The 12,352-nt window shown below is 68.8% G+C and carries 11 protein-coding genes; 7 read left to right on the forward strand and 4 right to left on the reverse strand.

Going from position 1 to position 12,352, the window contains the following annotated elements:
• Positions 1-167: 167 nt before the first annotated feature.
• The 4 genes from gatC (at position 168) to ACFQEV_RS14225 (ending at position 4,192) form a co-directional block, all read left to right on the forward strand.
• A complete protein-coding gene (gatC, locus tag ACFQEV_RS14210) occupies positions 168-446 on the forward strand; it encodes an Asp-tRNA(Asn)/Glu-tRNA(Gln) amidotransferase subunit GatC (RefSeq protein ID WP_379697270.1) in 279 nt (92 codons plus the stop codon).
• Positions 447-1,745: an Asp-tRNA(Asn)/Glu-tRNA(Gln) amidotransferase subunit GatA gene (gatA, locus tag ACFQEV_RS14215; protein ID WP_379697273.1), complete on the forward strand. Its 1,299-nt coding sequence runs from the start codon at positions 447-449 to the stop codon at positions 1,743-1,745.
• A 105-nt stretch (positions 1,746-1,850) separates the two neighbouring features.
• Complete coding sequence (locus ACFQEV_RS14220) at positions 1,851-2,531, forward strand: potassium channel family protein (RefSeq protein WP_379697275.1); 681 nt, start codon at positions 1,851-1,853, stop codon at positions 2,529-2,531.
• On the forward strand, positions 2,531-4,192 hold the full coding sequence (locus tag ACFQEV_RS14225; protein ID WP_379697278.1) for a TrkH family potassium uptake protein: 1,662 nt from the start codon (positions 2,531-2,533) through the stop codon (positions 4,190-4,192). The genes ACFQEV_RS14220 and ACFQEV_RS14225 overlap by 1 nt, the downstream gene beginning before the upstream one ends.
• Before the next feature lie 42 nt (positions 4,193-4,234).
• Here the strand turns inward: ACFQEV_RS14225 and ACFQEV_RS14230 are convergent, their stop codons facing one another.
• From ACFQEV_RS14230 to ACFQEV_RS14240, 3 genes are all read right to left on the reverse strand, one after another.
• Complete coding sequence (locus ACFQEV_RS14230) at positions 4,235-5,836, reverse strand: TrkH family potassium uptake protein (RefSeq protein WP_379697281.1); 1,602 nt, start codon at positions 5,834-5,836, stop codon at positions 4,235-4,237.
• Positions 5,837-5,917: 81 nt separating this feature from the next.
• Positions 5,918-7,255 (reverse strand): Trk system potassium transporter TrkA, encoded by a 1,338-nt coding sequence (gene trkA / locus ACFQEV_RS14235; protein ID WP_379697284.1) that lies wholly within the window; start codon positions 7,253-7,255, stop codon positions 5,918-5,920.
• Positions 7,256-7,334: 79 nt separating this feature from the next.
• Positions 7,335-7,868: a type II toxin-antitoxin system RatA family toxin gene (locus ACFQEV_RS14240; RefSeq protein WP_379697286.1), complete on the reverse strand. Its 534-nt coding sequence runs from the start codon at positions 7,866-7,868 to the stop codon at positions 7,335-7,337.
• A 112-nt stretch (positions 7,869-7,980) separates the two neighbouring features.
• Here ACFQEV_RS14240 and ACFQEV_RS14245 point away from each other — a divergent pair, with 112 nt between their 5' ends.
• Together ACFQEV_RS14245 and ACFQEV_RS14250 are read left to right on the forward strand one after the other, a co-directional pair.
• Complete coding sequence (locus ACFQEV_RS14245; protein WP_379697289.1) at positions 7,981-8,859, forward strand: DUF7551 domain-containing protein; 879 nt, start codon at positions 7,981-7,983, stop codon at positions 8,857-8,859.
• A 74-nt stretch (positions 8,860-8,933) separates the two neighbouring features.
• Entirely contained in the window at positions 8,934-9,764 is an 831-nt protein-coding gene (locus ACFQEV_RS14250; RefSeq protein WP_379697292.1) for an FAD-dependent oxidoreductase, read from the forward strand.
• Positions 9,765-9,773: 9 nt separating this feature from the next.
• Here the strand turns inward: ACFQEV_RS14250 and ACFQEV_RS14255 are convergent, their stop codons facing one another.
• A complete protein-coding gene (locus ACFQEV_RS14255; RefSeq protein WP_379697295.1) occupies positions 9,774-10,433 on the reverse strand; it encodes an outer membrane protein assembly factor BamB family protein in 660 nt (219 codons plus the stop codon).
• 752 nt (positions 10,434-11,185) lie between these two features.
• Here ACFQEV_RS14255 and coaBC point away from each other — a divergent pair.
• Positions 11,186-12,340 carry a bifunctional phosphopantothenoylcysteine decarboxylase/phosphopantothenate--cysteine ligase CoaBC gene (coaBC, locus tag ACFQEV_RS14260; protein ID WP_379697297.1) on the forward strand — a complete coding sequence of 385 codons (1,155 nt, stop codon included), beginning with the start codon at positions 11,186-11,188 and terminating at the stop codon, positions 12,338-12,340.
• Positions 12,341-12,352 lie beyond the last annotated feature (12 nt).

Below are 12,352 nucleotides of genomic sequence, written 5' to 3' on the forward strand. Positions count from 1 at the left end.
AACCTCCGTCGCAGTCGCCGCACTGCCGTCGTAGTAACACCGGAGGCGTCTAACTTGGGTGTCACGGCCGGTCCGTCGCCGCGGCGAGAGCGCCGACCGGTCGGCGTCGGAGCCCGCGTCTCTCGCACACCGAAACCCTTACTCCCGGCCCCCGGTTTCGCAGATACATGAGCGATACGCCCGTCGACGCCGAGGAAGTGCGGCACGTCGCCGAACTGGCGCGGGTGAACCTCGACGAGGAGGAGGTCGAGGAGTTCTCCGCGCAGTTCGCCGACATCCTCGAATACTTCGACGCCCTCGACGAGGTTCCCGAGGTGGACGCCGACTCGGACCTCGTGAACGTGATGCGACCCGACGAAGTGCAGGACAGCCTCGAACAGGAGGAGGCGCTTCGGAACGCCCCCGAGACGGAAGACGGCTTCTTCAAGGGACCGCGGGTGTCGTAGATGAGCGCGAACATCTTCATCACCGAGGAGACCATCGAGGGCGACGACGACGGCCCCCTCTCGGGTCTCACCGTCGCCGTCAAGGACAACATCAGCACCGAGGGCGTCCGCACGACGTGCGGGTCGGCGATGCTCGAAGAGTACGTCCCGCCGTACGACGCGACGGTCGTCGAACGACTGAAGGAGGCCGGCGCGACCATCGTCGGGAAGGCCAACATGGACGAGTTCGGGATGGGCGGGACGACGGAGACGTCCGCCTACGGCCCGACGAAGAACCCGGTGGACGAAGAGCGCGTCCCCGGCGGGTCCTCCGGCGGATCCGCCGCCGCCGTCGCCGCCGGCGAGGCGGACGTTGCGCTCGGGTCCGACACCGGCGGGTCGGTCCGCAACCCCGCCGCGTTCTGCGGCGTCGTCGGCCTCAAGCCGACCTACGGTCTCGTCTCCCGGTACGGCCTCGTCGCGTACGCGAACTCGTTGGAACAGATCGGCCCCATCGCCTCGAACGTCGAGGACGCCGCGAGACTGCTCGACGTCGTCGCCGGCCCCGACCCGCGGGACGGGACGACGCGGTACGACGAGGACGGCGGCCACCCGGCCGAGAACTCGGACTACGCCGCCGCCGCCGACGGCGACGCTGACGGTCTGACCGTCGGCGTCATCACGGACCTGTTGGAGGGCGCGGACGACTGCGTCGTCGAGACGTTCGAGGCGGCGCTCTCGGACCTCGAATCCCGCGGCGCGGAACTGGTGGACGTGAGCCTCGAATCGCTCGAACACGCCGTGCAGGCGTACTACGTCATCGCCACGTCGGAGGCGTCCTCGAACCTCGCGCGCTTCGACGGCGTCCGCTACGGCGTCTCCGGCGGTTACGAGGGCAACTGGAACGACGCCTTCGCCCGGTCCCGCGAGGAGGGCTTCGGCGAGGAGGTCAAGCGTCGAATCCTGCTCGGGACGTACGCGCTCTCTGCGGGCTACCACGACAAGTACTACAAGAAGGCCCAAGACGCCCGCGCGTGGATAAAGCAGGACTTCGACGCCGCGTTCGAGGAGGCGGACGTGCTGGCGACGCCGACGATGCCCGTCCTGCCTCCGCGACTCGGCGAGAGCCTCTCGGACCCGCTTCAGCTGTACCTGATGGACGCGAACACCGTCCCGGTGAACCTCGCGAACCTGCCCGCCGTCTCCGTCCCCGCGGGCGAGGCCGAGGGCCTGCCGGTCGGCCTGCAGTTGGTCGGCCCGAAGTTCGGCGAGGAGACGATCATCCGGGCCGCCTCGGCGGTCGAAGACGCACGGTCGTAGTCCGCTCGCCGCGCTCCGTTTTTGGCACCCGTCGCCGGGACGCCCTCACGTCGCCGGAGCGGTACGTTTTCAACGCGCCGCCCCGAGCGAATCGTACGAGTCGCTATGTATCTCATCATCGTCGGAGCGGGCAACATCGGCACTCCGCTCATCGAAATCGCCACGCAGGGCGGTAACGAAGTCGTCGTCGTGGAGAACGACGAGGAGAAAGCCGAGGTAGCCGCCTCCGAGTACGACTGTCTCGTCCTCAACGACGACGCGACGGAGAAGGAGACGTTGGTCGATGCGGGCGCCGACCGGGCCGACGCCCTCATCACGACGACGGACAAGGACGCGACGAACATCATGGTCTGTCTGCTCTCGAAGGAGTTGGATATCCCCGACGTCGTCTCCGTCGTCCACAACGCCGAGCACATGGACATCTACGGTCGCATCGGCGTGAACACGGTGGAGAACCCCCAACGCCTCATCGCGGAGTACCTCTATCGGGCGGTCAAGCGCCCCTCCATCGTCGATTACATGCGCATCGGCGACGAGGCGGAGGTGTTCGAGATCCGCGTCAACGACGACGCGCCCATCGCCGGCAAGAGCCTCGAAGAGGCCGCCTCCGGCGGTCTGCTCGGCGGCGACGTCCTCATCGTCGCCATCGAACGCGACGGCACGGGCGACCCCATCACTCCCCGCGGGGGGACCGTAATCGAGGGCGGTGACCTCCTCACCGTCTACTCAGCGACCGGTGCGACGGCCGAGGTGACGGACGTGTTCGGCCACTTCGAGGACCACTGATGTCGCAGTCCCGACGCAGTACCGTCGCCGGGTTGCCGGCCGACCTCGCCACCATCGCCCGCGACGTGGGGTCGCTGTTGGCGATGCAGGCGACGATGATGACCGCGACCGTCGTCGTGGCACTCGCCTTCCGCGAGTGGTACCCGGCCGTCTCGTTTCTCATCTCGGCGGGCGTGACCGCAGTCGTCGGACTCGGCGCGCGCCGGGCGTTCGCGGACGCCCCCAACCCGCGGATGAAACACGGCATGATAATCGCCGCCAGCGGATGGCTGATGACGGCGCTGTTCGGTTCGTTGCCGTTCCTGCTGACGGCGCACCTCACGCCGCCGGAGGTGTTCTCGACGTACGTGCCCGCGGGCGTCGAGTACACGGAGTCGAGTCTCGTCTACTTCAGGAACCCGCTGCACGCCCTCTTCGAGAGCATGAGCGGGTGGACCGGGAGCGGACTGACGATGGCCGTCCACGAACCGTCGCTGCCGCGGACGCTGCAGTGGTGGCGGTCGTTCATCCAGTGGGTCGGCGGCGTGGGCGTCATCGTCCTCACGACGGCCATCCTCGCGCGGCCCGGGAGCGGGAGTTACACCCTCTACCGCTCGGAGGCCCGCGAGGAGCGCATCCACCCGAGCATCATCTCCACCGTCCGGGAGGTGTGGAAGATATTCCTCCTCTACACCGCCCTCTCCATCGCGGCGCTGTTCGTCGCCATCCGCCTCTCGGAGTACGGTGCGGGGCTCCCCCTCTGGGAGGCGGCGTGGCAGGCCCTCAACCACGCGATGACGGGCCTCTCGACCGGCGGGTTCTCCGTCACCGACAACTCCATCGCCACGTACGACTCGCCGCTCATCGAGACGGTGCTGCTCCCCATCATGACGCTCGGCGCTATCGCGTTCCCCATCCACTACGCGATTCTCCGGGACCGCCAGTTCTGGCGGTTCTGGACGGACCTGCAGACGCGGTGGCTGTTCGTCGGCTTCTTCCTGGGCGTCGTCCTCCTCTCGTTGCAGAACGTCACCTCCGTCGGTGAACAGGTAGACGCATTTACCGGCACGAAGAACTGGTTCGGCGTCGCGCCCCTGCTCGGGTTCCCGACGGCCGACGCCCTCCGGGACTCGGTGTTCCAGTTCATCAGCGCCCTCACCTGCACCGGCTTTCAGTCCGCGCCCATCGGACGGTGGGCCGCGGGCGGGAAACTCATCGTCTCGGTCGCGATGGTCATCGGCGGTGCCGCCGGTTCGACCGTCGGCGGCATCAAGATAGTCCGCGCGTACACCATCGGCCGCGGCATCAAGTGGCAGTTCTCTCGCGTGTTCCTCCCCGAGAGCGCCGTCGTCAGCATCCGGATGAACGGCCGGCGACTCGACCGCACCGAGATGGACCGCGAGTTCAGCGAGGCGGCCATCGTCTCGCTGCTTTGGATCGGCCTGCTGATCGTCTCCAGCCTCGTCCTCGTCAACCTCACCCCCGCCGACTTCACGTACGCCGACGTGTTGTTCGAGGTGGCGTCGGCGCAGGGGAACGTCGGCCTCTCGACGGGCATCACCGGCCCGGGGATGCACCCGCTGGGCGAGGCGATGTTCCTGCTGAACATGTGGATCGGTCGGCTCGAAATCATCCCGGTCCTCGTGTTCCTGCGCTCCGCGCTCTACGGTCTCGAACCGTAGCGGAGCGAGGGAGGGTTCGGGGCTCGGGTCCCTTTTTCGCGGTTACCGCCGCCAGTACTCCGGCGTCAGGAGGACGAGGACGGGCAGGATCTCCAGCCGTCCGATCCACATCAGCCCGACCATGAACAGTTTGGAACTGTTCGAGAAGCCGAGGTAACTGCCCATCGGGCCGACGACGCCGAAGCCCGGACCGACGTTTCCGAGCGTCGCCGCGACGGCGCTCATCGTCTCCAGAACCGAGAGCGGTTGGCCGTAGCGGGTCGCGTCGAGGAACAGGAGCGCGACGGAGACGAAGAAGATGACGAAGTACAGCAGGGTGAACGCGTAGATGCCTCGGATGGCGCGTTCGTCGAGCGCCTGCCCGGCCAGACGGACGGGGCGAACAGCCTCGGGGTGGGCCGTCGTGAACAGTTCACGACGGACGGATTTGACGATGACGTACCAGCGGACGATTTTCACCGACCCGCCGGTCGAACCCGCCGACCCGCCGATGAACATCGCAACGAGGAGGACGTACTGCGCGGCCGGCCCCCACGTGTTGAAGTCCGTGCTCGCGTACCCCGTCGTCGTCACGATGGAGACGACCTGAAACGCCGCGTGCCGCACGGCGGGTTCGACGTTCCCGATGATGGTCTGCCGAACGCTCTCCAGATACGCCGCGTCGAACGTCTCGCCCGCGGGCACGACGGAGATGATGCCTCCGGTGAACAGGAGGAGCGAGATGAGAGCCGTGAGGACGGCCATGACGCCGACGTAGGTGCGGAACTCCGAATCCTCGACGATCCGCCCCGGATTTCCGGTGAGCGCGTGCCAGAACAGCGCGAAGTTGGTCCCGGCGGCGATCATGAAGGGGATGATTATCCACTGGGCCGCCGCGGACAACGCCTCGATGCTGCGGGCCTCCGGCGAGAACCCGCCCGTCGGCATCGTCGTCAACGCGTGGGCGACGCTGTTGTAGAACGTCAGCTGCGGGTCGATGCCGAGGAGGAAGAGCGAGTACAGGAGGATGATTTCGAGGACGGTGAAGCCGAGGTACGCCCCCCAGAGGGCGCGGGCCGTCTCGGCGATTCGCGGCGAGAGTTTCTCGATGCCGGGACCGGGAGCCTCGGCGTCCATCAGTTGCGCGCCGCCGACGGAGAGCTCCGGCAGGATGGCGACGGCGAGGACGACGATACCCATCCCGCCGAGCCACTGGGTCAGTTGCCGCCACATCATCACGCCGCGGGTGTGCACGTCGAAGGAGATCTCGCCGAGGACGGTCGCTCCGGTGGTGGTGAACCCGCTCATCGTCTCGAACAGCGCGTTCACCGGGTTGCCGAGCGTCGATTCGGGGTTGATCGGCGCGAACAACGGCGGCAGGCCGTGTGCCTCGACGAGGTACGGAATCGACCCGACGACGGCCACCGCCAACCACGTCACCGCGACCATCAGAAAGCCCTCGCGCGCCCGGAGGTCCGGATCCGGGTCGAGTCGTTCGAGTCCCGCGCCCACCGCGACGGTGACCGCGATGGTCACGACGAACGGCAGCACCGTCTCGTCGTAGACGAGAGCGACGACGAGGGGGAGACAGAGCGGGACGGCGAGATACTTGAGGACGGTCCCGACGAGGCTGAGACTGGCTCTGTAATCGACACGTAGTTTCATCAGATAGTCACCGAGGGTGCCTTCGGGTTACTCACACCGCCTGCGGCTTTAGTGTACGGAATCTCGGGCGGCCGCGAGGGGTTACAGTCTCGGCGCGACGGCGTCCACCACCTCAGTGGCGGCGAAGAGGACGACGTGGTCGCCGGGTTCGACGACGGTGTCCCCGCGCGGGGTGATGAACTCGTCTCGCCGGGTTATCGCGCCGATGACGACGCTGTTCGGGAGGTCCGCGACCGACTCCTTGATGGGCCGCCCCGCGAGGATGCTCTGTTCGTCCACCTCGATTTCGAGCACCTCGGCCTTGTTCGACTCGATGAGGGCGACGTTCTCCGCGCCGCCCTCGCGGGTGAACCGCGTTATCTCCTCCGCGACGACTTCGCGCGGGCTGACGCCGATATCGACGCCGACGGCCTCGAACAGGTCCACGTACTCGGTGGTGTCGATGACCGCGACGGTGCGTTCGACGCCGAGGCGACCGGCCAGAAGCGACACGAGGAGGTTCTTCTCGTCGGAGTCCAACGCCGCCACGAGGAGGTCGGCGTCGCCGACGTGCTCCCGTTCGAGGAAGTCCATGTCCGTCGCGTCGCTCTCCATGACGACGGTCCCGGGGAGGTCCTCGGCGAGTTTGCGCGCGCGCAGGTCGTCGCGTTCGATGAGTCGGGGGTTGAAGCCGCGTTCTTCGAGGAGGCGGGCGACGTGGTAGCCGATTTCTGACCCGCCGACGATGACCACCTCCTCCGCGGTGCCGGGCGACTCGTCCGGGGCGACCGACCGGGCGAACTCCTGGACGCTCAGCGGCGTCCCGATGACGACCACTCGGTCGCCGGGTTGGATGACCGTCTCGCCGCGCGGAATCTCGACGCTCCCGTTCCGCAGGATGGCGGCGAACGTGAGTTCGTCGAAGCGGTCGGCCTCGCGGATGGTGACGTTCGAGACGGGACTGTCCCCGTCCACCTCGAACTCGGCCATCTGGACGCGCCCGCCCGCGAAGGGGTCCACGTCGCGCGCGGCGGGGAGGCCGACGACGCGGACGATGGACTCGGCGGCGAGCAGGTTCGTACACACCATGAAGTCAATGCCGAACGCCTTCTTCGAGCGTTGCCACGTCCGCAGGTACTCCGTGTTCTTCACCCGAGCGATGGTGAACGCGTCGCTGATGGCCTTCACGGTCGAACAGACGACGATGTTCGTCTCGTCGTCGTCGGTCGACGCGATGACCATGTCCGCGTCGTCGACGCCCGCCTCTTCGAGCGTCGAGACGGCCGTCCCGTCGCCGGTGACGGCGAGGACGTCGAGCGTGTAGTTCAGATCCTCCGTTCTGTCGGGGTCGCTATCGACGACGACCACCTCGTGCGTCTCGTCGAGGTCGGCGGCGATGCTCGACCCGACTTGGCCGGCACCGACGACGACTACTCGCACGAGAGACACCTCAGGTCGTGCATGTTCATGGTTCCGAGGGGGCGGGTGATGTGCGTTTCTTTCTCTGTCGGTTGCGGGGTCACGTGTCCCGCCGTTCGACGGTCAGTTGGACCGGCCGTCGGCGGCCTTCGAGGTCCTCGACGACGCGTTCGAGAATCTCCTCGGCCTCGGACTCTATCTTCGGCGACACCTTGTCGATGACCCACCCGAGGGAGACGAACCGCGGCAGGTCAACGTTCCCCTCCGCGCTCCGGGGGTCGTAACTCACCTCGAAGTAGACCCGGCAGGCCGTCTCCGCGTACGCCGGGGCGTCGGCCGGTAGTTCGTCCAACGGTTCGACCCGCCACCGGCCGCGCGCGCGGAAGTTCTTCACTATCCTCCACTCGACGCGTTCGGGCGGGTCGAGCTCCGTCACCTCCGAGACGACGGTGTAGTCGAGTTTCCACCACGAGAACGTCAGTGCGTACCGGGTCCCCGCCGACCCGTCGCCCCGACGCGTCTCGACGCGTTCGAGGTGTTCCGAGTAGTTCGCGTACCGCGGGAAATCGACGACGAACTCGTACGCTTCCTCGGGGGGTACGTAGACGACGGTGCTGACGACAATTTCGTCCACGACCCGTCCGTTCGGGCCACGAAACCAAAGACCTGTGGGGCAGACAGTTCCCAGAACTGACTTGTATCCATACGCGAAAGTATTTGACAGAGACGCACAGAGATGCCCGCATATGGTCGGCGGAACGCTCCGGGATATTCGCGAGCACGTCGAGGCGTTGTCTGCCGAAGACGGTCCGTACGCGGTTGTCTGCGGTCGAACGGGACGAGAACCGGTGCCGGCGGCGGGCGTTCGCTTCGGCGACAGAGAGAGCGCGGCGGAGGCGGCGGAGGCGTCGTCGGAGTACCGGTCGGTCCTCCGGCGGTACGACCCGCAGGTGCAGTATCTCGAACCGTTGGTCCACGAGGTGTCCGACGGACCGGTCGGCCCCCTCGCGTCGGAGTCCGACGACGTGCGCGCGCGGTACTTCTCGTTCTGCCACGACGTGGCGGGGGCGGTGTTCGAGGCGCTGTCGGCGACGGGCCACCGCGAGGTGGAGTCGGCGACGATGGAGACGTACCTCACCCTCGCGGAGGTGGTGTCGGACCGCGACGACTTCTGTCTCACCATGCTGTGGAGCATGATGAGCGAACTCGACGTGCGCCTCGGCCCGGGCCGGCAGGCGACGGTGGTCCGGTCCGCGGCCGACATGCTCGGGTCGCCCGCCGTCGAGTCCGCCGCGAACTCCCCCGTCGAGGCCACGATGCGCCGCCTCTCCTCGTCGTCGTTCGTCGGCGACTACCGCGTCGTCCCCTGCCCCGACGGCGACGCGTGGGAGATTTCGTTCGGAGACTACGCGCTGGCGGAGCGAACCGGGCGGCTTCCGACCCTCCCGCTGGCGGTCGACCTCGTCCGCCGCGTCCCGGACCGACCCGTCCGCTTCACGGACGCGACGGCGCTGTCGGACTGCCGGTGGCGCGTCCGCGTCGAGATGGACCGCGACCCCGAGGGACTCACCAGCCTCACCGCCTCCGACGATGGCTACCTGAACGACCCCGACTACTGCCTCTGACGGCCGGCTTCTCGCCGTTCCGCTATCCGGCCGCCGACCGACGAACTGATACTGTCCGTCGAGTCACACGAACCATGGACGAACACGCGGACGACGGAACGGAGACGGACGTCATCGTCGTCGGCGGCGGCGTCGCGGGACTGACCGCGGCGACGTTCGCCGCGCGCGCGGGACTGGAGACGCTCGTCGTCACGACGGGCGAGAGCATCCTCGCGCGGAACGCCCACTTGGAGAACGTCCCGGGCTTCCCCGCGGGCGTGAACTCCCGGCTCTTCTTGGAGATGCTGACGGACCAAGCCGAACGCAACGGCGTCGAGATTCGGCGCGGGACGGTGACGGCGGTCGAACCCGCCGACGGCGAGGGCGAGGCGGAGGGCGACGACGCCGCCGAGGGCGTTCGCTTCCGCGTCCGCGCCGAGGCGGAGGGCGAGGACGTGCGCCTCGGCGCGCGGTTCGTCGTCGCCGCCTCGTGGTCGGACGCCGACTACCTCGACGGACTCGGCGTGGAGATACACGACGCGGGGAGCAAACGCTACGTCGAGACGGACGAGGGCGGCCGGACGAACGTCGAGGGCGTCTACGCCGCCGGCCGCCTCTCGGAGACGTACCACCAGACCGTCGTCGCCGCCGGCAACGGCGCGGAGGTGGGCCTAACTCTCGTCCACGACTCCGAGCGAGCGTACTACCACGACTGGGTGACGCCGGAGGGGTACTTCACCGACCGCGGGCGGGAGGTACCGCCCGGGTGCGAGGAGATAGACGCCGAGGAACGCGCCCGCCGCGAGGCGGAGTCCCGCGAGGTGATGCGAGAGTACTTCGCGGACCCCCACCCCGAACCGCAGCGAACCCACCCGAGCCTCGTCAAGGACGAACTCGGGCGACTGGACGAGGGCGCGGACGACTGAGCGGAGCGTTCACTCGAACGCGACGAGGCTCCCGAGCGTCGTGGCGGCGTAGACGCGCCCTCCCGCCAGGACGACGGCGGTCACGTCGCCCTCGACGGTTCTCCGCCACCGCGTCTCGCCCGTCGCCGCGTCGAGGGCGCGGACCGGGTTCGCCGACGCCTCGGAGTACCCCGCCACGAGGCAGATGTCGCCCGCGACGGCGACGGACCCGCCGAACTCGTCGGTGATATCGATATCGTCGCGTTCCCACGCCGTCTCGCCGGTGGCCGTCTCGACGGCTTCGACGGTTCCCTCGCCGGCGACGGCGCCGAACCGGACCGAGACGGCGAGCGATTCCGCCTCGGAGACGGCGAGTCCGACGACGGACCCGTTCGCCGACGACGTCCACCCGCCCTCGCCGTCGACGTCGAAGGCCGACAGGCTGTGGGTTCGGTCCGTCTCGGTCGTGAGGCCCCCGTCGCCGACCAGGACTCGACCGTCCGTGACGACCGGCCACGTCCCCGGCCCCGGCGAGCCTCGTTCCCACGCCGGCGACGGCCCGCCGCCGAACGGTGCGCCGAGCGGAGAGGGGCGCGAGAGGGCGTACGTCGGCCCCGGAGAGCAGACGTAGATGCGCCGTCGGCCGCGGCGGGGAAGAACCCGCCCGCGCCCCCGCGCCCGAACGTCCAACGGTGCGCCCCGCCGCCGGCGTCGCCGAGGTTCCCTCGGCGGCCCGACGGACGTCGTCCGTCGGCGTTGTCAGGCGAAACCTGACTGCTTGCCGAACCGGGTTCGGCAACGTCGAAGGCGGCGACGCCGCTGTGGGTGCCGCACAGCACTCCGTCGTCGGTCGGAAGCAGGCCGTACACGCGGGTGGTGTTGCCCTCGGGGAGGCCGGGGTGGCGCGTCTCCCAGCGCAGGCTCCCCTCGGTGTCGAACGCCCGAACCGCGGTACCGTCGGCGGTGTAGAGGGCGTCCTCGCCCACCGCCGCGACGCGGGTGATTCCGTCGGCGGGCGTCTGCCCCGCGCCGGCGGTCGTTCGTCTCGTCTCTCCCGTTTCCGGGTCGAGGAGCGTCGTCTCGGTCGGTCGGACCGCGTAGACGTTCCCGCGGGCGACGAGTATCGACTCAACGCGCCCGTCGGGACCGAACGACCGTGTCCACGCGACGGCGGGGTTCGTCGGGGGCGTCGCGCCGGGCGCGTACGCCGCGTTTCGGGCGTCGCGGCGGGCGGTTCGCCACTCGCCGGGCGGCGTCGCCGGAGCGTCGAAGGCTCGGCCGACACAGCCCGCTAGCGCGCCGATGCAGAGTGCGCCGCCGGCGCGGAGTACGTCGCGTCTGGAGGGCATCACGTCAGTCTGCCGGACGGTTCGGCATCAGTCTTCCCGTCTCCACCCGGGGTACGAGGGGTTCTTTTACCCCGCGCGGCGAACCGCACGACCATGCTCGAAGGCGTCAACGTCGCGTTGGGGGTGTCCGGAAGCATCGCCGCGGTGAAGGTGGTCGAACTGGCCCACGAACTGCGGCGGCGGGGGGCGTCCGTCCGGGGCGTGATGACCGAGAGCGCGCAGGGAATCGTCCACCCGTGGGCCGTCGAGTTCGCCACCGACGACGACGTGGTCACCGAACTCACCGGCCGCGTCGAACACGTCGAACTCTGCGGGCGCGAGGGGTGGGCGGACGTCCTCTTGCTCGCCCCGGCGACGGCGAACACCGTCGGCAAGATAGCCGCCGCGGTGGACGACACGCCCGTGACGACGTGCGCGACGACGGCCCTCGGCGCGGGCGTCCCCGTCGTCGTCGCGCCCGCGATGCACGAACCGATGTACGACCACCCCGGCGTCCTGCAGGCCATCGGTCGCGTGGAGTCGTGGGGCGTCGAGTTCGTGGACCCGAGAATCGAGGAGGGGAAGGCGAAGATAGCCGCCGAGGAGGCCATCGTCACCGGCGTCGCCCGCGCGACGACCGAACAGAGTCTCGACGGGAAAGACGTCGTCGTCACCTCCGGCGCGACGTCCGAACCCATCGACCCGGTTCGCATCCTGACGAACCGCGCCTCGGGTCGGACCGGACGGGCCGTCGCGCGCGCCTGCGCCGTCCGCGGCGCGGACGTGACGCTGGTCCACGACGGCGGCGACGTCCACTACGCCGAAACCGTCTCCGTCGAGACGAGCGCCGAGATGCTGGACGCGGTTCTGGACGCCTCGGAGGGCGCGGACGCCCTCGTCTCGGCGGCGGCCATCTCCGATTACACCGTCGAGGCGTCCGAGGAGAAACTCCGCTCCGGCGAACCGCGGACGCTCGAACTCGAACCGACGCCGAAACTCATCGACGCGGTGCGGGAGGAACACCCCGAGATGGCCATCGTCGGCTTCAAGGCCGAAACGTCGGGCGACGACGAGTCGATGGTCGAGGCGGCGCGCCGGACGGCCGACCGGGCGGGCCTCTCGTTCGTCGTCGCCAACGACGCCGGCGTGATGGGGAAAGAGGAGACGCGGACGCTGTTCGTCCGGCCCGACTCGGCGACGGAGTTCGTCGGGTCGAAGGACGAACTCGGCGCGCGCGTCGCCGAGGAACTGGCCGGCGAACTGGTGTGAGTCGTCGAAAGA

Origin of the sequence: Halopelagius fulvigenes, assembly GCF_042662625.1 — an archaeon.
GTDB classification, from domain to species: Archaea; Halobacteriota; Halobacteria; order Halobacteriales; family Haloferacaceae; genus Halopelagius; species Halopelagius fulvigenes.